We start from the raw sequence: 18676 nt of genomic DNA, 5'->3' as shown, positions 1-18676 counted from the left end.
ACTGTCACCCTCCCAGTAGGTTTCGCGCTCGGCGAGTATGGCCAACATGGGGTGAGCTCGGGGGAGAACGACAGGGGGTTCACTTATGTCATTTCCGTACGGCGATCCGTCCCGATACAAGTTGCCGCCGTCCAACCAGCCGACCCGGTCCACGCGGCGCAAATCGGGGGCCCCCAAGGCCAAGCCGAAGAAGGTGGAGAAGCGGCCGCTGTTCCGCAAGGTCGAGCGGACCGACTTCGACTTCGACGACATCGAGGAGTTCGATGACCCCCCGAAGCCCGTCGCGGACGACATCGAGGACATCGAGGACTTTGACGACTCCCCCCGGCCGGTGAAGTCCAGGGTGGTCGACGAGATCGAGGAGTTCGACGACCCCCCGAAGCCCGTCGTGGGCGTCATCGACGACGAGATCGAGGACTTCGACGAGCCGTTGCCGAAGCTCAAGCGCAGGTTGTCACCTGACCGGCGAACCCTGTCCCTGAAGGACACCGGAGATCGTTCGGGGGCGAAACGAGTGAGGCTGGTGGATCCGCGTCAGGTGACGTCAACGGTGGGATCCGGAGGTTTCGGCCAGGCCGGCAGCCTTTCCACGACGCGTCAGGTTCCGCGCATCGTCTCTCCGTCGAAGAAGTCGATCGTCATAGTCGACTCTGATGAGGAGGATCCGCCGAAACCTCTGTTCAGCGGCCTCGTAATCCCCGAATCACCACCCCTGACCAGACGTTCCTCCCTGGTTCGCGGGGACGACGATCTGTTCGGCGCGCCGAAGCCCACGATCACGACGAGCCTGCGCGTCAAAGATCGGCGTACCATCACGACGATTCCGCGCCCCATCACGACGATCAACCTGGTCGACGACGACGAACCTCCCGCGAAGGCGAAACTCCCCGCGACGAAGACGCTCAACCTGGTCGACGACGACGAACCCAGACGTCCCGAGTCGGGAATGCTGCTCGACGACGAGGACGACCTGGGGCTGCTGCTCAGTCCCGGCGTCAGGCCGTCGCCGATCCTGCCGGTCGGCTACCAGAAGCTCCGGGATCTGGAGCCGTTCCGGGATCTCGCGGACCTCATCGGGTTCGTCAACGACAACGAGGACCTGACGGCGCACCTGCTGAGCAATCCCGACGACCCGCTGGCGCAGTACTGGCTGGCGCAGGCCCGCAGGGTCGTGCCCGGCGACGTCGCCGTCCTCGCGAACCAGGTCGAGAATTCCCCCCTGGTCTGGCGGGTCATCGGCACGGCCCTGAACGTGTCCGCGCGGGACCCCGACGGCGTGCTCGCCGAGCTCTGCTGGCTCGGCGCCCGCAATCCGGCGGTGAGCCGGCAGGTGGACAAGCTGGCGACGCACCTGAAGCGGTGGAACCTGGACGCGACCTTCCGGCAGAAACTCGCGACGCTCCGGCGCGGCCAGCGGATCCCGGACGGGGTGGCCGTGGAACTGGCCTCGATGAAATACGGCAAGTGGAGCACGACGCGGGACAGCGCCCAAGGGTGGCTGCAGAAGAGCCTGACCACACGTCAGGAGGAACTGCTGGCGAAGCACAAGTCGCACGCGGCCTGGCTGAAGGAACTCGGCGAGGACCCGGACCTCGCCTACGACCGCTCGCTCGACCGGCTGGCCGACGTGATCACGTCGTTCAACGGCAATCGGGTGTGCGTCGCCGTCATCCACAACGGGCGCGAGATCGGAATCACCGCCAACCGTCCCGACGATCTCATGGGCGCGGACCTGGAGAGCTTGCTGCACGCCTCGCGTGCGGTGGGCGCCGAGGGCGAGCGGCGGATCAAGGCCGTGCTGGCCGACCTGAGCTCCGGCCGCGGCGGACGGCAGCGGCTGACCAAGCGGTCGGTGGCGCGGCTGGAGGTCCGGATGCGCAAGGCCATCGCCTTCCTCCGGACGCTGGAGGCTGAGCATGGCCGGATCCGGGTCGTCCCGTACAACGGTCCGCTGCCGCTGGCCGGGAACGGCAAGGAGCAGGAGGTCCACGCGGAGATGGTGGCGCTGATCATCGGCCTCCAGAATCCGGGCGCGAAGCTGGGCGTCGGCAAGCTGTGCTGTCTCAAGTGCTGGGTGATGTTGCAGGACGTCCACCCGGGCGTCTTCAATCGGCTGCTGGCCACGCACATGAACACCTATCCGTGGCCGCCGTCGAAGCTGCTCGAAGACGGTCCGACGCTGGAGCGGCTGTACGGCTCCGGCGCCGCTCCGTCGACAGTGCGGGAGGCGCTCAGCGACAGGAGCCGCTGGCCCGCGCTGGCCAGCGCGTTCTTCGGCGCGCAGGGGCTGAAGGGAAGCGACGACACCGGCTACGCGTCCAGCCAGGAGCCGTCCACGCCCGTGCCGTCCTCACCGGTGTTCCCGGTGCTGGAGCTCGACCGCGAGCCCGACCTCGACGATGAGAACTACCAGAACTACCTCGACGAAGGGGTGGCCCTGACCGAGCAGGAACAGCGGGCCTCGCAGGACCCCACGCCCAACCGGCGGCCCGACCCGCGGGACGAGGACGGGCCGCCCAGGAAGGAGACGCCCGTCTCCAGTCTCAAGTCGTCCCCGCGGTCACTCGTCCAGTCCAGCCCCAAGTCGCCCCCGCGATCACTCGTCCAGTCCGGGTTCAAGCCCCTCAGCACGCTCACGAAGCCGCCGGTGAAGGCGCCCGTGAAACCTGCCGCCAAGACCCCGGAGACGACACCCGATCACCGACCGCTGAGCACACCGGCGCCGACGCTCGGCTCTTCCAAGAAACCCACGAAGAAACTGCGCAACAGGAAGACGAAGCAGTAACGCGCGATTCTCGCCGGCCCCCGGGATCCCGGGGGCCGGACGCGCGATCGCCATCGAGCGTCCAACAGGGCTCGTCGTACAGGGCACCCCGCCCGGCCGAAAACCGTAGGCGAGAACGTTCCAGAATGTCCGTTATATACCGATATTGCGGGGATTTTGGTCCGCCGTCATATGCGGTACATCTGGATGTCGTGAGGATTCACCGCCAAGGCTCCACTTTCACACGCGCCACACCGATATTTCGCCAGGAAACCTCTAACGCGTAACCCAAGGTCGTCAGCCTTTCGCTGCTGCCTCGCCCAACCCTCCGGCGGGGATCTTCGTGAAAGGCCGTGCAACCGTGCCCAAGCTGTCGGCCTGGTCCGGCGTCGGCGTAGTCCTGGTGATGGTGGTCGGAGTGTTCTGCCGCCAGGATGTCGCGCTGGCCGAGACCCGGATAGTCAACGTGCCCTACGCGTGCGGCGGCAAGAACGCTGAACTCGATGTCACCCTTGAGCTGCCCAAATCCGCGTTACCCGGCGCTACGGTCACGGTGGTGTGGTCGGTGGGCGACGGCCTGGCCAACCTGGGCGACAAGACCGCGGCACCGGGCACCGAGATCGGCTCGTACGGCAGGCTCCGCCTGAACGGCGCCATCCAGGGCGAACTAGCCCCGATGACCGGCCGATCGTCCCTGACCACGTCAGTGGACCCGGGCCAACCCATCACGGTGCCCCCCATGACCGGATATATGACCATCCCCACCGACCTCCCGGCCGGCGCGGAAGTGACGGTCATGCCGGGCGACTTCCAGCTTGAGGTGCCCGGAGCGGGCCGGACCACCTGCGTCACCGACCTGACCGAGGGAACCCGGCTGCTGGTCGCCGCCGCCGCGAGCCCGTCCCCGTCGGCGAGCCCGTCCGCGACACCCACGCCGAGCGCGAGCGCCACTCCCAGCGCCACCCCGAGCGGGTCGCCGTCGGCCAGCCCGAGCCCGTCGCCGAGGCCCACGGTGACCATCTCCGTGACGGCCTCGCCGTCGCCCTCGGCCGTGCCGCAGGTGGTGCTCACCCCGCTCGGCGGGGCCGCGACCGGCGTCGAGACGGCGTCAGGGGCGCGCGGGCTGCTCGGCATGTTCTTGATCGTTTGTGGCGGCGCAGGTGCGGCACTCATCGGCCGACGTATCTGGAGGCGGGCGTGAACACGATCGAAGAACACCCTGAGCGGCGGCCCACCGGCTGGTTGGCCCGGCTTCGGGGAAGCGTCGCCGAACCGGACGCGGGCCTGATGGGCCCCGTACGGCTGGTCCTGGTGGCCGGGACGGCGGCCGCGGTCGTCACCGCGCTGATCGGCGTCGTCCTGGTGGCGACGGCTCCCAGCGAGTCGGCGGTCCGGGAGTCACTGGGCGTGGTGAACCCGCCGGGACCCGCGGGCGTGCTGAGCTTCCCGAACGAGGTGGGCCCCGGCGGCCCCGGGGCCGTGCTCACCGCGGCCATCTCCGACGCGCCGCCCCCGGCCCCGGCGGGACAGCCCGCCGCGCCGGTCGGGAAGGCCGCTCCGTCCAGGCTGGTCATCCCGGGAATCCGGGTGGACGCGCCGGTGCGGGAGGTCGGGGTGACCGAACGGCGGGAGATCGAGGTGCCGCCGCTGTCGGCCCGCAATCTGGCCGGATGGTTCAAGTACAGCCCGACTCCGGGGGAGGTGGGGCCGGCCGTCATCGTCGGCCACGTCAACACCCGGACCGGAGCCGCGGTGTTCCAGCGGCTACGCGAACTCTCGCGCGGACAGCTCATCAAGATCGGCCGGGCGGACGGTTCGGTGGTCACCTTCACCGTGGACGGCGTCGAACAGGTCGCCAAAACGGCGTTTCCGAGCGAGCGGGTGTACGGCAACACAACCCAGCCCGCGCTCCGGCTCATCACCTGTGGCGGGGTGTACAACAAGAAAACGCACAGTTACACCGACAATTTGATTGTGTACGCCACACTAACCTCCGTGACATCTACTTAACCTTGCTAATTAATTCAGTCTTTCTTGTGGGTGGTCATTGATGGTTCGGGTGCGGCATAAACGTTTGGCGACCCTGGGAATCGCCCAGATCTGGCTCGGAGCGGCGCTTGCCGTGGGCGCGCTGGCGGCGACCCCGCCGAATGCGTCGACCGCCAGGGACGTGACGGCGGGAACGCTGACGATCGGCTTGGCGGCCATCGTGGACGGAGACACCGGGCAGGTGTTCGTCGACGGCGGCGCGGAACTGACGCCGGAGGGCAGGGTCCGGTTCCACGCGTCGGGCGGGGCGTTCGATCCGGCCACGGGCGACGCCGAGGTGGACTACCTGGGGTCCGTGCGGTTCGTCGTCGGGGCCAAGACGGTGGTGGTCAAGGAGCCGCATCTGCGGATCGACGGCCGGGACGCCGTGGTCCGCGCCGATCGGGTGACCACGGAACCCAGCCCGTCGCCCAGCCCGACCCCCGGGCATCCCACCACCAGCCCGTCCCCTTCGCTGCTCACCAGCCCACCGGCCGTCGCCGATCTGATCCGGCTGGACGTGGGCGATCCGAACGTCGGCGAGGCGACCGTGAGCTGGCTGGGCACGGCCACGGCGGCCAGCCCGTCCCCGAGCGCGAAGTCCACCCCGGCCAGCACGCCGACCATCACCCCGGAGGTCACACCGACTCCGGACGGCAGCCCCTCGGCGAGCCCCCCGGCGACCGCTCGGTCGCTCACCTCGGACGCGTCCGTCTCGGTCCTGCTCACGCTGAGCCAGGTCGTACAGCCCAACGCCGAACTGCTGCTCACCGAGTCGAGCACCCCGTCGCCGTCCGCCAGCGCTTCGGCGAGCGCCTCCGCCAGCGCGTCCGCGAGCGCGTCGGCCACTCCGTCGCCACGCGCCTGCGTCACACCGTCGGCGAGCGCGTCCGCCAGCGCGAGCGCTTCGGCCAGCGCCTCCGCCAGTGCTTCGGCCAGCGCCTCCGCCAGTGCTTCGGCCAGCGCGTCCGCCAGCGCGAGCGCGTCGGCGAGTGCTTCAGCCAGTGCGAGCGCTTCAGTTAGTGCCTCGGCCAGTGCGAGCCCGTCCGCGAGCGCCAGCCCGTCGCCCAGCGCCTCGCCCTGTGTCTCGCCGTCTCCGTCGCGCTCGAACTCGCCTTCCCCCTCCCAGTCCAATACCTCGACCGGCACCCCGACCCCGTCGGCCACCCCCACCCCGAGCAGGTCCACGCACACCTCGACGGAGACGGTCACCGCCCCGGTGGCCGCCGGCGACGACGAGGAGCTGCCCAAGACCGGTGACGGGTTCGTCGCCCCGCTGACCCTGCTGGGCGCCATCCTGGTCCTGTTCGGCGTGTTCACCCTGCGGGTGTCCAGGCGAGGCGGCTACGCCGGGTACGCCACGGGCGAGCTCTGACCGTGATCACCGGCCAGACGGCCTTGCCGTACCAGCAGGAGGACGACCTCTGGGAGCCGCCGTCCAGGCGGCTCGCCAGGGGGGCCGGCGAGCTGATGGTCACGCTCGGCGTGATCGCCCTGCTCTTCGCCCTGTACGCGGTCTACGGCAAGGCGTGGCAGATCGAGGCGGAGCAGCGCCTGGTCGAGGAACGCCTGGACCACGCGTGGGCGGCCGCGGGCGAGCCGGCCGCCCCGGTTCCCGGGCAGCCGCTGGCCCGCCTGCACATCCCGAAACTGGATAGGAAGTGGGCCGTCGTCGAAGGGGTGACCTCGGCCGACCTGAGCAAAGGTCCCGGCCACTACCCGAAGACGGCCCGGCCGGGCGAGATCGGCAACATGGCCGTGGCCGGGCACCGCATCATGTCGGTCTTCTGGGACCTGGACCGGCTCAAGGCCGGGGACGTGATCGTCGCGGAGACCAGAAACGCCTGGTTCGTGTACCGGGTGACCGAGCACCGGGAGGTGCTGCCGACCGCGGTCGAGGTCGTGGCCCCCACCCCGAACCAGCCCGGCGTGCCTCCGGAGCGGGCGATGCTCACCCTGACCACATGTAACCCGAAGCTGCAGAACTGGCAGCGCCTGGTGGTCTTCGCCGAACTCGCCCGGTCGCAGGCGAAGTCGGACGGGCGGCCACCCGAACTGGGGGCGAAGAAGTGATCTATCCCTGGATCTGGGCCAAACTGCCCGGCGGCCGGTTCACGCGGGCCGCCTGCGCGGTCCTGCTGCTCCTGGCCGCCGTGGGCATCCTCTGGTATGTCGTTTTCCCGCTGGCCGACGCGCTGCTCGGCCTCGACGACGTGACCATGGAACCGTCAGCGGGCCAGCCGTAGGTAGAGCTCCTCGGTCAGGTCGGTGGCCCGATCCCAGGAGTAGCGCCGCAGGATGTCGTCCCGGCGGACCAGCGCTGCGGCGCGCTCTTTTTCCTGGTCGGCCAGCACGTGCGTGAGCGCCGCCAGCAGCCCGGCCGGGTCGCCGGGGCGGAAGATCCGGCCGCCGGGGCCCTCGGCCGCGATGATCTCGCGGTGGCAGCCCAGGCCGCTGGCGATCAGGGGGAGACCGTGCGAAGCGGCCTCCAGCAGCGCCAGCGGCAGGCCCTCCAGGTGCGAAGGCTGCACGTAGGCCCCGGCGTGCTGGTAGAGCGCGGCCAGGTCGTCGCCGTACACGTAGCCGAGCAGGTGGATGCGCGGGTCGCGGGCGGCCAGCTCGCGCAGGCCGGTGACGTAGTCGTCGGTGTAGGCGGAACCGCCGGCGACGGCCAGCTGAACATCGCCCGGCAGCCGGCTGAACGTGCGGAGCAGCAGGTCGACGGCCTTCTCCGGAACCAACCGGCCGACGAACAGGACGTAGCCGCCAGGCCGCAGGCCGCGGGCCAGCACGGGTTCCGGGCTGAGACCGTCGGGCGGGCGCTCGACGCCGTTGGCGATGTAGGTGGCCGACTCGCCGTACGCGTCGCTGATCTCGCGGGAGACGCCGATCACGGCGTTCGGCACCCGCTGGCTGACCCACCGACCGGCGCGCAGCACCCGCTGCGCGAGCCCGCCCCACTTCGCCCGGAGATCGTCCCAGCCGTGGATCGTCTGCACGACCCGGGACCTGGTCAGGTAGCGCGGAACCGGCGCGAACAGGCCGGGGCCGAGGGCGTGGTAGTGCACGATGTCGTGGCGTCCCGCGGCGGTCATGGTGGACGTGAGGCTGTGGGTCAGGGCGTCCAGGTGCTTGGTGCCCAGGGTGGGCAGATGGCGCAGGCGCATGCCGTCGAGGCGGTCGTGGCGCTCGTCGGTGTAATTGGTGCGGCAGAACACGGTGATCTCGTGGCCGCGGGCGGCCAGTCGCCGGCCGATCTGGGCCACGTGGTGTTCGATCCCGCCGTAGGTGGCGGGCAGGCCGCGCTGGCCGATCATCGCGACGCGGAGCGCGCGTCCGGCGCGCCCGGCGGTGATCGTTGACGTTGTTGATGTTGAGGTCTTTACGGCACTCATGGACGCCCCTATATGACAACGCAAAGAACGCGCTTCCGGGCTGGACGCTAAGGAATTGCCGTTCGAGCGGAAAGGGGTGGCGGGGGTATTCCCGCACTCTTAACCACCGGTTGGCCTCTTTGTCCCGCTCGCTGGGCGGGACCCCATCCGTTTGCCGCGAGTTCATCTTCGGGATCGGCCGCGTTGGTGCTATGCACACTGATTCATAAGGTAATTCGCCGGTATAAATATCAGACCAATCGGATATAGCTATATTTCATGACCTGGCGGGGGTCTGATGAAACCGTCCACGAAAACCCCTCTCTTCGTCACCGGGTTCCTGCTGGCATCGGTGATCATGACTCAGCCCGCCGTCGCGGCGGCCCCGGCCGTGCTGATGAGCGCGCCGGTCGTCGGCGCCTCGGTCAAGCCAGGCCCGGTCGCGCTGCGCGGCACGGCCACGGACGACGTCGCCGTCACCGAACTCTGGCTCGGCATCCAGGACCGGTCCACGCTGCTGTGGTGGCACCCGGACGGAACCTGGGGCGCGTTCGCCCGGGTGCCGGTGACGATCACCCCGGGCGCCGCCGCCGCATGGGCGTACGACTGGACGGCTCTGGCCGCGGGCGAGTACGGCGTGACCGTCTTCGCCAAGGACGCCGACGGCGCGATCTCCTCCGCCTGGCGCTCGTTCACGGTCGACAACCTCGCCCCGGACGCGGATTTCACCCAGCCGCCCATCAACGACGAGGTCTACGGCCTCCGCCCGCTCACCTTCAGCGGCTGGGCCTCGGACGACCGCAAGATCGGCGAGGTCGGCTTCGCGGTGAGCGACCGCACCACCGGCCAGTGGTACCGGCCGGACGGCACTTTCGGGGACTACCAGCGCTACCCGACCCAGAGCACCTCGACCGGTGAGAAGACCGCCAACTGGCAGTTCACCTGGACTCCGCCCCGGGCCGGGCAGTTCTCGCTGCAGGTCGTAGTGCTGGACAAGGCGGGCAACCCCGACGCGGCCATTCCGTTCCGGCGGATCAATGTGGACAACACCGAGCCGGACACCGTGCTCACCGTCCCCGCGACCGCCGTGACCACGCCACCGAACACCCCGGTCACCTTCAGCGGCACCGCCACCGACGACTACGGCGTGACCGGCCTCTGGCTGGCCGTCCAGGACCAGGCCACCCGCTCCTGGCTGCGGCCGGACGGAACGTGGGGCGCGTTCGCCCGGGTCCAGATCCCGGTGGACCGCGTCGGCTCCCCGACCACCCCATGGTCGTACGTCTTCCGCCCGCCCGCCACGGGGGCGTTCGTGGTGCAGCTCGCCGCGATCGACCGGGTCGGCCTGGTCGACCAGGACAAGCCGTTCCGGGTGGTCACCGCCGCGGTGCCGCCGAGCCCCAGCCCCAGTCCCAGCCCGAGTCCCAGTCCCAGCCCGCGCCCGTCGAGCCCCAGGCCGACACCGAAGCCCACCCCCACGCCCACCAAGATCAACAAGCCGGTATGCGCCTGGGAGTACCACCGATCGAGATGGCAGTGGGTGTGCAAGTAACCCCCGCTCCGGTCATCGTTCTGCACATCGCCGGAACCGGGCGAAGCGGCAGCACCCTGTTCGGAAGCCTGCTCGGTCAGCTCGGCGACTGCTTCGACGTCGGCGAGCTCGGCTACCTGTGGGACCGCGGCCTGCGCCAGGACGGCAGGTGCGGCTGCGGCAGCCCGGTCAGGACCTGCCCGGTCTGGCAGCCGATCCTCCGGGAGGTCTTCGGCCCGGCCGGCCCGAGCGAGGCGGAGGTGGCGCGGCTGGCGGTGCTGCATCGCGCCACCGCCAGGGGCCGCGACGTGGCCACGCTCTGGCTGCGCGGCCGCATCCAGTCGGAATCCCCCGAATACCGGGACATCCTGGCCCGGCTGATCCGGGCCGCCGCGTCCGTCTCCGGCCGCCGCGTGGTCGTCGACTCCACCAAACCCGTCTCGTACGGCCGCCTCCTCGACGACCTCCCCGGCATCGAACTACGCGTGATTCACCTGGTCCGCGACCCCAGAGCCGTGGCCTGGTCCTGGCTCCGCCACAAGCCCGGCACCGGCGCCGACACCATGAGCACCCGCCCGGCGCTGACCACGGCGATCATGTGGAACCTGGGCAACCTGGCGGCCATGGGCAGTTGGGCCGGCGACCCCCGCCGCTACCTGCTGATCCGCTACGAGGACCTGATCGGCGACCCGGCCCGCTGGTTGCGCGCCGCCGCCGCGCTGGCCGGAGTCGACGCCGACGAACTGCCGCTGGTCGGCGATTCGACGGTCAAGATGAGCCCCACCCACACCGTGGCCGGCAACGTCGCCCGGCACCAGTCGGGCGAGATCGAACTCCGCCTGGACACCGAATGGTCCAGGGCGCTGCCCCGGGCCCAGCGGGTCCTGGTCGAATGCGCCACCTATCCACTCCGTAACAGGTACGGCTACGGGAGGGCCCGGTGACCCGGATCACCCGCGCGCTCGCCGCGATCCTGCTCTGCGCGGCCTGCTCGACGGCCCCGGAACCGCCCGCCGACCCGGCCCCGCCGGTCGTTGAGCGGGGCAATCCGTTCGGCCTCAAGTGGGACGGCTACCAGCACCCGCCCGAATACGACGCCGACATCGGCGCGTACGCGGGCGGCGGCACCTTCCACGACATCGTCTGGTGCGCGGTCGAACCGGCGCGGGGCGCCCAGAACTGGGCGCTGGACGACCGCGTGGTCACCGACCTGATCGCGGTCGACTACCAGGTGATGCTCCGGATCAGGATCGGCGCCTGCTGGGCCACCGGCGACCCCGCCGACCCCAAACCCCGGGCCGCCGCGTCCCGCCCGCCCGCCGACCTGGCCGGCTACCAGCGGTTCGTCGAGGATCTGGTGCACCGGTACGCCGCCATGGGCGTACACCAGTACGCGATCGAGAACGAGATCGACGCGGAGAACTTCTGGTCGGCCGACCCGGCCGCCTACGGCGAGGTCGGCCGCGCCGGCGCGGCGGCCGTCCGGCGCGCGGACCCGACGGCGGTCGTCACCGACCCCGGGCTGTCCAGCTCCAGCTACGGCATCGCGGTGGCGCACGCCTACGACCTGGGCACCCGCCCGGCCGACGCGCTGAGGATCTACGCCGACTACTACGTCAGGCGGGGCACCAGGCGGTTTCCCCCGGCCGCCGACACGGCCGCCCTGCGCGCCGCCTTCGAAACCCCGGCCGGGCGGCGCGCGATCGCGGCGCACCAGGCCGTGCACGCGCTCGACAAGGACGGCGTCTTCGACGTCTACCAGCTGCACTACTACGACCCGTGGTCGCTGCTGCCGGAGATCCTCGACTACATCGAGCACGACCTGGCCGACACCGTCAGGGTGGAGGCGTGGGAGGTCGGCACGTTCTGGCCCGGCGAGGACTACGACGAGGACACGCACGGCGCGGAGACCGCCAAGCTGGTCGTCACGCTGCTGGCGGCCGGGGTGCGCCGGATCGTCTACCTGCCCCTCTACTACCGTCCCGGCACGATCGCGCCCCGCGAGACCTGGCGCGGCCTGTACGGCGCCGACGACAGGCCACGCCCGGCCAAGACGGTGTTCGACCAGCTCAGGCAGCGCGCGTCCGGGGGCGGATGGCTGCCGCTGGTTCGGCGCGGGGTGTCCGGCGGCGCGGTCGACCTGGGCGACCGCACCGCCTTCGTGGTGTGGAGCGCCGACGGCGCCGTGGTGCCGCTCGCGTTCGGCGAGCCGGTCGGCGCGGCCGAAGTCGTCGCGCTGCCCTCGGGGGAGCCCAGGATCTGGGGGTCGGGACCGCTCCAAGTAGGCCCAGACCCGCTGCTCGTCACCCTGCCCACCCCGTTCGACCGCGTCAAGCGGTGGCTGGAGTCCCCATGAGTCACACCCTGGCCGGGTCCGCGCGCGCGGGCGCCGGCTGGATCGCCGCCTTCGCCGCGGCGGCCGTGCTGGCCGCCTACAGCGGGATCACGTTCGCCCTGGGGGAGCCGAGGGCGACCGTGGTCATCCCGGTGGCCGTCGCGCTCAGCCTGGCGCTCGGCGTGATCGCGCTGACCAGGTTCTTCGTCTTCGTGCTGATCGTGCTCGGGGCGCGGGCCAGCCTGGACGCCACCAAGCTGGCCGGGTCGATCAGCGCCTCCGGCGGCGGGGAGACGGCGGCCAGCTGGCTCGATCCCTCGTCGATGCTGGGCGCGCTCTTCATCGTGGCGGGGCTGGCCTGGCTGATCGCGCAGGGTCCGCGGACGGGCGCCGCGCCCCGGCGGTTCCTGCTGGCCGCGGCCGTCGCGTTCCTGGTGGCCTGCGTGCTGAGCATGCTCGGGTCGCTGTACCTGGGCACCAGCGCGGGGGAGGTGGTCAGGATCGGCGCCGTGCTCGTCATGATCTTCGTGGTGGAGCGGCTGGTCGACCAGGATCCGACCCGCGTCCCGCAGCTGCTGATCGCGGTCTTCGCCGCCGCCTTGCTGCCGTCGCTGGTCACCATTCAGCAGCTGCTGACCGGCTCTGGGCTGGTCGAACTGAACGGGTCGCTCCGGCCGCACGGCACCTTCTGGCATCCCAACGCGCTCGGCATGTTCTGCTACGTGCTGATCGTCGCGGGGGTGGCGCTGTTCCCGCACGTCGAGAACCGCGCCAAGATCGCGATCGGGTCGGTGCTCGCGCTGACCGGGATCGCGTTGCTGGGCAGCGGCGCGCGGGGCGCCATGATCGCGGCGCTGGCCGGTCTGGTGGTGGTCGGGCTGCTGCAGAACCGGCGGCTGCTGGTCGGGCTGGGCGCGCTGGTGGTGGCGATCGTGGTGGCGGTGCCGGCCGTGGTGGACCGGTTCGCCGATCTCGCCGAGATCCGGACCGAGGGCGGTCTGGAGGCCAACTCGCTGGTCTGGCGGTTCGACCACTGGGGTCAGGCGCTGGAGTTGCTCGGGCTCAATCCGGTCACCGGGACCGGGCTGGGGACGACCCGGCTGATCATCTACAAGGAAGTGCACAACGACTATCTGCGCGCCCTGGTGGAGAGCGGCCTGCTCGGCCTGCTCACCTACCTGGGGTTGCTGGCCGCGCTGGTGGTCACCGCCGTCCTCGCGCTGCGGGCCACCGGGCCGGTACGCGGCCTGGAGCGCGGTTGCGCGGTGGCGTTCGCCGGTTGCGTGGCCGCGCTGCTGGTCTCCGCCGTCTCGGACAACGCGATGACGTCGGTTGTGGTCATGTGGTATTTCGCGGTGTTCGCCGGGATAGCGCTCCGGCTTGGAGTGGGAGCGTCCCGATGAGGATCCTGCACGTCAACAAGTTCCTGTACCGCCGCGGCGGGGCCGAGTCGTACATGCTGGACCTGGCCGAGCTGCAGGCCCTGCGGGGTGACCAGGTGGCGTTCTTCGGCATGGCCCACCCGGAGAACATCCCCACCGGCTACGACCGACATTTCCCGAAATTTATTGACATGAATCCGATGCCGCGCGGGCCGATCTCCCAGGCGCGCGGGGTCGGCCGGATGATGTGGTCGACCAGCGCGCGGCGCGGCATGACCAGACTGATCCAGGAGTTCCAGCCGGACGTCGCGCACCTGCACAACATCTACCACCAGCTCTCCCCCTCGGTGGTGGCCGCGCTCCGCGACGCCGGGGTGCCGATGGTGATGACCCTGCACGACTACAAGCTGGCCTGCCCGTCCTACTCCTTCCTCGACCACGGCCAGATCTGCACCGCCTGCGTGGACGGCGGCCTGGGCGAGCCGATCCGCCGCCGGTGCAAGGACAACTCGCTGGCCGCCAGCCTGGCCCTGGCCACCGAGACCTGGCTGCACCGCAGATTCGGCGCGTACGACCCGGTCAGCGTCTTCATCAGCCCAAGCAAGTTCCTGGCCAAGCAGCTGACCAGGGCGGGGATCTACCCCGACCGGCTCCAGGTGCTCGACAACTTCGGCGATCCGGCCTCCACCGCGGCCAAGACCGAGCCGGGCGGGCCGCTCGTCTACGCCGGACGCCTGCACCAGGGCAAGGGCGTGGACACGGCGATCCGCGCGGTCGGCCTGCTCGGCGCGCAGGGCCGCCTGATCATCGCGGGCGACGGACCGGAACGGGCGGCCCTGGAGGCCCTGGCCGAACAGGTCGCCCCCGGCCGGATCACCTTCGTCGGGCGGCTGCCCCGCGCGGAGGTGCTCGACCTGATGCGCTCGGCCACCGCGCTGGTGCTGCCCTCGCGCTGGTACGAGAACCAGCCGATGACGATCCTGGAGGCGTTCTCCTGCGGGGTCCCGGTGATCGGCACCTCGATGGGCGGCATCCCCGAGCTGGTCACCGACGGCGCGACCGGCCGCCTGATCACCGCCGACGTGCCGATGGAGCTGGCCTCGGCCGCGCTCGCCCTGCTCCGCGATCCGATGAACGCGATGGCGATGGGCCAGGCCGCGCGGTCGCTGGCCATCCAGCGGTTCGTGCCGGAGGGCCACACCAACCGGCTGCGCGAGTTCTACGCCGAGGCGACCCGGCAGACCAGGAAGTCCAGGGAGAGCAGGAAGGCGTCATGACCACCGACCAGCACCAGCAGCCGGACCTGGGCCGCCGGATCAGGCAGCGTTTCATCGGGCGTCCCGACTCGGTCAACACGAAGCTGCGGACGCGCCGTTTTCACCTGTTGCTTGAGCGGTTCCCTGATCTGCCCGACATGGAGGTCATCGACCTGGGTGGGTCGGTGCGCACCTGGACCAGGGCGCCCGCCCGGCCGGCCCACGTGCACCTGCTCAACATCGAGCCGCCGGTGGACGAGCCGCCCGACTGGATCACCGTTCAGCTCGGCGACGCCTGCGAACTGCCGTCGAACCTGGTCAGCCGCCGCTTCGACCTGGTGTTCTCGAACTCGGTGATCGAGCATGTGGGCGGTCACGAGCCGCGCCGCCGGTTCGCGGCCAGTGTGCACCGGCTGTCGGAGCGGCACTGGGTGCAGGCGCCGTACCAGTATTTTCCGCTGGAGCCGCACTGGCTGTTCCCGATGTTCCAGTTCCTGCCGCTGCCGGTGCAGACCGCGATCGCCGCCCGGTGGCCTCTGTCGTGGGGAGCACGGCCGAGGAACCGGGCGGAGGCGCTGCCGAAAGTGCTGGAGATCGAGCTGATGACCCGCACGCTGATGCGTTATTACTTTCCCGACTCCGAGCATCTCTCCGAACGCCTCTTCGGGCTGCGGAAATCACTCATCGCCGTGCGGGATTAGCTGGCCGGCTCCTGCGGGAGGACCTCGACGACACCGGCGGGGTCCGCGTTATCGGCGAATGTGTAGGCGAAAGTCCCGGCGGTCGTGAATGTGTGGGTGAATACGTCGCCGGGCTTCAGCGCGCCCGAGGGCGGGGTGCCGTCGATCAGCCGCACGGTCACCGGGGCCTCCGAGTCGTTCCGCCACGCGACCGATTCGCCGACGCCGGACACGAGCATCTTCGGGATCGCTCCGGTGCTGGTTATCCGTACTTCGTGACCGAAAGCGGTGTCGGCTGTCACGGCGGGGGCGGGGGTGGCAGGGGCGGTGACGGCGGGCGTGGGTGCGGCGGAGCAGGCGGTCGTGACGGCGAGAGCCGTACCGAGGGCCAGGAGCTTTCTCATGGCATGGCAGTGTCCGCAGTCCAGATGCATGCGGGGCCGACGTGAAATGCCGTAAGGGTAAACAGAATACGAAGAGCAATAGCCAGCCGGATTCCCCGAAATGTCGCCTTTAGGCAGGGTATTCGTTTCCCTTTCCGTCGTTCCGGGTTTGTTGGCGGAGGGCGGATGCCTGGCAATATCGCCGGTGTCAGTAAGCCCAAGAGGATAGAGGGTTCCATGTCCACCGAAATCCAGTCAGGCGCCAAGGGGCGGCTGCGCCGCCTGGCACGGCGCTTCGGCGTCGCCGCCGTGGCCGCGGTCACCGTGACGGCGCTCGCCACCCCCGCCTGGGCGCTTCCCGACTTCGCCGACGGCAAGATGAACAGCGTCATCCGGGGCGCGGGTTCCGACACGACCTATTTCGCCATGCAGGCCATGGACGCGGTGTTCAACAGCTCGCCCGGCTGTGACCTCGTGGTGCCGCCCGCGGTGCCGCAGTTCACCTGCCTGCCCGACTCGCCCACCACCGTGCTGACCGAGAACTATGACCACGAGGTCGGCCTGAGCCAGTTCCCGCAGGGGTCCGGGGCCGGCCTGCGTCAGCTCTGCCAGCAGAACGACGGCCTGGCCGGCGTCTCCCCGCTGAGCTACGCGCGTTCCTCCTCCGCGGTCAGCAGCATCCCCTCCCAGTGCAACGCCGGCGACCAGCTTCGCTACGTCGGCTGGGCCAAGGACGCCATCGGCATCGCCAAGTGGCTCGGCGGCGCCTCCGGCCCGGTGACCAACCTGACCCACGCGCAGCTTCAGGAGATCTTCCGGGACGTCTCCGGTGACGGTTGCGCGGAGGACTGGGGCGACTTCGGCGGCACCGCCGGCACCCCGATCATCGTGCACGGCATCCAGACCAGCTCCGGCACCTACGCCACCATCACCTCCTTCCTCGGCGGCGACGTGAACGCCTGCGTCGCGGCCACCGGTGGCCAGGTGCTCTTCGAGAACGACTGCACCGAGATCAACGCCCTGAGCGCGGCCGCCAAGGGCGCCTCGCTCTGGCCGCTCTCGTTCGGCAAGTACAGCACCGGTGCCGCCAACTGCACCGACGCCGCCACCGACCTGATCAGCGTCGGCGGCATCGCGGCGGCTCCGACCACCATCCAGAACGGCACCTACCAGTACAACCGCACGCTGTACAACGTGTACCGTCGCGGCGGCCCCGGCTGGATCGAGGGCTACATCGGCGAGAACGGCTACATCTGCAAGCCGAACGCCACGCACAGCAAGAAGACCGGCGACACCAACCCCGGCATCGCCAACCCCAACGTCGACCGTAACTGGGGCCTCGCCGTCGACAAGGTCATCACCGACGCCGGTTTCGTCAAGGTCAACCCGACCGGCAACAAGTGCAACTTCGTGAACTTCAACTAAGCCATCCTCCCAAGCCGGACCCGGTGAGCGTCGCCGGGTCCGGCTGCCCCCTTTTCCCCAGGAGATCGTCGATGCTGAGCTTCGTGGTGGGCACCGGGCGCTGCGGATCCACACTGGTGCACGAGGTGCTGGCCCGCCATCCCGACGTCGGCTTCGTCTCCAACCTGGACGACAGGTACGCCCGCTGCCCCGGCCCGATCCGGCGGCGCGGCGGCCTGATCTACCGCAGGACCCCACCGTGGCTGAACGCCAAAGGACGGCCCCGGTTCGCTCCCTCCGAGGGATACCTGGCACTGGCCAGGGAAGTCGGCCCGCTGCTCGTGGACCCCGAGCGGGACCTGCGCGCCGACGACGTCACCCCATGGCTGGCCGCCCGCCTCCGCGCGTTCTTCGACGGCCGCGCCGCCGCCGAGGGCAGGCCGCACTATCTGCACAAGTTCACCGGCTGGCCGCGTACCGGCCTGCTGCGGGAGGTCTTTCCGGCCGCGAAGGTCGTGCACATCGTCAGGGACGGCCGGGCCGTGGCCAACTCGTTCCTCCAGATGCCCTGGTGGCGCGGCCACCTGGGCCCGTCCGGCTGGCACTTCGGGCCACTGCCCCCCGAGTACGCCCAGGAGTGGGAGAACGCGGACCGCTCTCAGGTGCTCCTGGCCGGCCTGGCCTGGAAACTCCTGCTGGACGCCTACGACCGGGCCCGCACCGGCGACTGGCTGGAAATCCGGTACGAGGACGTGCTGGCTGGCCCCAGAAAGCACTTCGAGATCATGCTCGACTTCCTCGGCCTGCCCTGGACGCCCGCCTTCGAGCGCGGCTTCGCCCGCCACGCCTTCACCGGCTCCCGCGCCGACGCCTACCGGCGTGACCTCACCGCCGCCCAGCTCAGCCTGCTGACCGGCTCGCTCCGGGAGCAGCTGGAAGCGCGGGGCTACCCGCTCTGACCCGCAACACTCTGGCGGGCACGCCGCCCACCACGGTCTGCGGCGGCACGTCACGGGTGACCACCGCCCCGGCGGCGACGATCGCCCCCCGGCCGACGGTCACGCCGCGCAGCACGGTCGCGCCGTGGCCGATCCACACGTCGTCCTCGATCACCACGGCGGCCGTCTCGATGCCCTGCCCGATCATGGGCGCGTCCAGGCCGGCCGCACGATGGTCGGTGTCCCGGATGGACACCGCCTGCGCGATCATCACGTTCGCGCCCACCACCACGGACTCGTTGACGCCGATCACCGACAGGCTCCCGACGAAGGAGTTCGCGCCCAGGACGAACCGCCCGCCGCCCTGAACGATCACCGATCCCTCCAGGTGGGCGCGCGGCCCCAGCTCGATCCTGAGCATGTCGTCCCTGTTCCGGCCGTCCCTGAACCAGAACGGCCGCAGCTTGACCGGCCCCCAGACGCTGCTGGTCGGGTGCATGCGCACGAACGGCGCGTACCGCACCCGGAACAGCAGCGTCCAGCAGCCGATGCCGACCAGCCGCCAGGCCCGGTACCAGCGCCGCACCAGCGCCCGATACAT

18 protein-coding genes are annotated in these 18676 nt (G+C 70.3%); 14 read left to right on the top strand and 4 right to left on the bottom strand.

Annotated features, from left to right (window positions below; translation table 11 throughout):
* Positions 1 to 85 precede the first annotated feature (85 nt).
* The 3 genes from Acor_RS17170 (at position 86) to Acor_RS17160 (ending at position 4774) form a co-directional block, all read left to right on the top strand.
* Positions 86 to 2785 (top strand): hypothetical protein, encoded by a 2700-nt coding sequence (locus Acor_RS17170; protein ID WP_155337670.1) that lies wholly within the window; start codon positions 86 to 88, stop codon positions 2783 to 2785.
* A gap of 322 nt (positions 2786 to 3107) precedes the next feature.
* Positions 3108 to 3965 carry a hypothetical protein gene (locus Acor_RS17165; RefSeq protein ID WP_155337669.1) on the top strand — a complete coding sequence of 286 codons (858 nt, stop codon included), beginning with the start codon at positions 3108 to 3110 and terminating at the stop codon, positions 3963 to 3965.
* The gene (locus tag Acor_RS17160) at positions 3962 to 4774 is read left to right on the top strand and encodes a class F sortase (protein WP_155337668.1); all 813 of its coding nucleotides are present in this window, start codon (positions 3962 to 3964) and stop codon (positions 4772 to 4774) included. The genes Acor_RS17165 and Acor_RS17160 overlap by 4 nt, the downstream gene beginning before the upstream one ends.
* 321 nt (positions 4775 to 5095) lie before the next feature.
* Here Acor_RS17160 and Acor_RS44375 read toward each other — a convergent pair whose 3' ends face one another.
* On the bottom strand, positions 5096 to 6004 hold the full coding sequence (locus Acor_RS44375; RefSeq protein WP_246238699.1) for a hypothetical protein: 909 nt from the start codon (positions 6002 to 6004) through the stop codon (positions 5096 to 5098).
* Positions 6005 to 6011: 7 nt separating this feature from the next.
* Between Acor_RS44375 and Acor_RS44370 the strand changes: the two genes are divergently transcribed.
* From Acor_RS44370 to Acor_RS17145, 3 genes are read left to right on the top strand one after another with little or no spacing between them, the layout of a single operon-like run.
* Complete coding sequence (locus Acor_RS44370; RefSeq protein ID WP_246238698.1) at positions 6012 to 6167, top strand: LPXTG cell wall anchor domain-containing protein; 156 nt, start codon at positions 6012 to 6014, stop codon at positions 6165 to 6167.
* A 2-nt stretch (positions 6168 to 6169) separates the two neighbouring features.
* Entirely contained in the window at positions 6170 to 6865 is a 696-nt protein-coding gene (locus Acor_RS17150; protein WP_155337666.1) for a class E sortase, read from the top strand.
* Positions 6862 to 7038 carry a hypothetical protein gene (locus tag Acor_RS17145; protein WP_155337665.1) on the top strand — a complete coding sequence of 59 codons (177 nt, stop codon included), beginning with the start codon at positions 6862 to 6864 and terminating at the stop codon, positions 7036 to 7038. Before Acor_RS17150 ends, Acor_RS17145 begins: the two co-directional genes overlap by 4 nt.
* Here the strand turns inward: Acor_RS17145 and Acor_RS17140 are convergent.
* Positions 7021 to 8187 carry a glycosyltransferase family 4 protein gene (locus Acor_RS17140; protein WP_155337664.1) on the bottom strand — a complete coding sequence of 389 codons (1167 nt, stop codon included), beginning with the start codon at positions 8185 to 8187 and terminating at the stop codon, positions 7021 to 7023. The two genes, Acor_RS17145 and Acor_RS17140, sit on opposite strands and share 18 nt — an antisense overlap.
* A 277-nt stretch (positions 8188 to 8464) precedes the next feature.
* Between Acor_RS17140 and Acor_RS42240 the strand changes: the two genes are divergently transcribed.
* The 6 genes from Acor_RS42240 to Acor_RS17110 are packed head-to-tail and all read left to right on the top strand — an operon-like array spanning position 8465 to position 15371.
* Positions 8465 to 9718, top strand: a complete 1254-nt coding sequence (locus Acor_RS42240) for an Ig-like domain-containing protein (RefSeq protein WP_170316968.1) — start codon at positions 8465 to 8467, stop codon at positions 9716 to 9718.
* On the top strand, positions 9697 to 10641 hold the full coding sequence (locus Acor_RS17130) for a sulfotransferase (protein ID WP_170316967.1): 945 nt from the start codon (positions 9697 to 9699) through the stop codon (positions 10639 to 10641). The genes Acor_RS42240 and Acor_RS17130 overlap by 22 nt, the downstream gene beginning before the upstream one ends.
* Entirely contained in the window at positions 10638 to 12053 is a 1416-nt protein-coding gene (locus Acor_RS17125; RefSeq protein WP_155337662.1) for a hypothetical protein, read from the top strand. Before Acor_RS17130 ends, Acor_RS17125 begins: the two co-directional genes overlap by 4 nt.
* The gene (locus Acor_RS17120; RefSeq protein WP_155337661.1) at positions 12050 to 13435 is read left to right on the top strand and encodes an O-antigen ligase family protein; all 1386 of its coding nucleotides are present in this window, start codon (positions 12050 to 12052) and stop codon (positions 13433 to 13435) included. The genes Acor_RS17125 and Acor_RS17120 overlap by 4 nt, the downstream gene beginning before the upstream one ends.
* Entirely contained in the window at positions 13432 to 14691 is a 1260-nt protein-coding gene (locus Acor_RS17115; RefSeq protein ID WP_155337660.1) for a glycosyltransferase, read from the top strand. The genes Acor_RS17120 and Acor_RS17115 overlap by 4 nt, the downstream gene beginning before the upstream one ends.
* Positions 14688 to 15371: a class I SAM-dependent methyltransferase gene (locus Acor_RS17110; RefSeq protein ID WP_218034338.1), complete on the top strand. Its 684-nt coding sequence runs from the start codon at positions 14688 to 14690 to the stop codon at positions 15369 to 15371. The genes Acor_RS17115 and Acor_RS17110 overlap by 4 nt, the downstream gene beginning before the upstream one ends.
* Here Acor_RS17110 and Acor_RS17105 read toward each other — a convergent pair.
* Positions 15368 to 15754, bottom strand: a complete 387-nt coding sequence (locus Acor_RS17105) for a cupredoxin domain-containing protein (protein ID WP_155337659.1) — start codon at positions 15752 to 15754, stop codon at positions 15368 to 15370. The two genes, Acor_RS17110 and Acor_RS17105, sit on opposite strands and share 4 nt — an antisense overlap.
* A gap of 216 nt (positions 15755 to 15970) precedes the next feature.
* On the opposite strand from Acor_RS17105, the gene Acor_RS17100 reads away from it, so the two are divergent.
* Positions 15971 to 17158, top strand: coding sequence for a substrate-binding domain-containing protein (locus tag Acor_RS17100; protein ID WP_155337658.1), 1188 nt, complete (start codon positions 15971 to 15973; stop codon positions 17156 to 17158).
* Between the two features lie 71 nt (positions 17159 to 17229).
* On the top strand, positions 17230 to 18096 hold the full coding sequence (locus tag Acor_RS17095; RefSeq protein WP_155337657.1) for a sulfotransferase family protein: 867 nt from the start codon (positions 17230 to 17232) through the stop codon (positions 18094 to 18096).
* Here Acor_RS17095 and Acor_RS45450 read toward each other — a convergent pair.
* Positions 18038 to 18676, bottom strand: coding sequence for an acyltransferase (locus Acor_RS45450; RefSeq protein ID WP_281353233.1), 639 nt, complete (start codon positions 18674 to 18676; stop codon positions 18038 to 18040). The genes Acor_RS17095 and Acor_RS45450 overlap by 59 nt on opposite strands.

The organism is Acrocarpospora corrugata (assembly GCF_009687845.1).
GTDB lineage: Bacteria > Actinomycetota > Actinomycetes > Streptosporangiales > Streptosporangiaceae > Acrocarpospora > Acrocarpospora corrugata.
The sequence above is the reverse complement of the archived record's forward strand: the minus strand, read 5'-3'. Positions and strand labels throughout refer to the sequence as shown.

Bases quoted from the DNA above. Each gene is read 5' to 3' on its own strand.
- Acor_RS17170 (WP_155337670.1), top strand. From the start codon at position 86: ATGTCATTTCCGTACGGCGATCCGTCCCGATACAAGTTGCCGCCGTCC.
- Acor_RS17140 (WP_155337664.1), bottom strand. From the start codon at position 8,187: ATGAGTGCCGTAAAGACCTCAACATCAACAACGTCAACGATCACCGCC.
- Acor_RS42240 (WP_170316968.1), top strand. From the start codon at position 8,465: ATGAAACCGTCCACGAAAACCCCTCTCTTCGTCACCGGGTTCCTGCTG.
- Acor_RS17130 (WP_170316967.1), top strand. From the start codon at position 9,697: ATGGCAGTGGGTGTGCAAGTAACCCCCGCTCCGGTCATCGTTCTGCAC.
- Acor_RS17120 (WP_155337661.1), top strand. From the start codon at position 12,050: ATGAGTCACACCCTGGCCGGGTCCGCGCGCGCGGGCGCCGGCTGGATC.
- Acor_RS17115 (WP_155337660.1), top strand. From the start codon at position 13,432: ATGAGGATCCTGCACGTCAACAAGTTCCTGTACCGCCGCGGCGGGGCC.
- Acor_RS17110 (WP_218034338.1), top strand. From the start codon at position 14,688: ATGACCACCGACCAGCACCAGCAGCCGGACCTGGGCCGCCGGATCAGG.
- Acor_RS17105 (WP_155337659.1), bottom strand. From the start codon at position 15,754: ATGAGAAAGCTCCTGGCCCTCGGTACGGCTCTCGCCGTCACGACCGCC.
- Acor_RS17100 (WP_155337658.1), top strand. From the start codon at position 15,971: ATGTCCACCGAAATCCAGTCAGGCGCCAAGGGGCGGCTGCGCCGCCTG.
- Acor_RS17095 (WP_155337657.1), top strand. From the start codon at position 17,230: ATGCTGAGCTTCGTGGTGGGCACCGGGCGCTGCGGATCCACACTGGTG.
- Acor_RS45450 (WP_281353233.1), bottom strand. From the start codon at position 18,676: ATGTATCGGGCGCTGGTGCGGCGCTGGTACCGGGCCTGGCGGCTGGTC.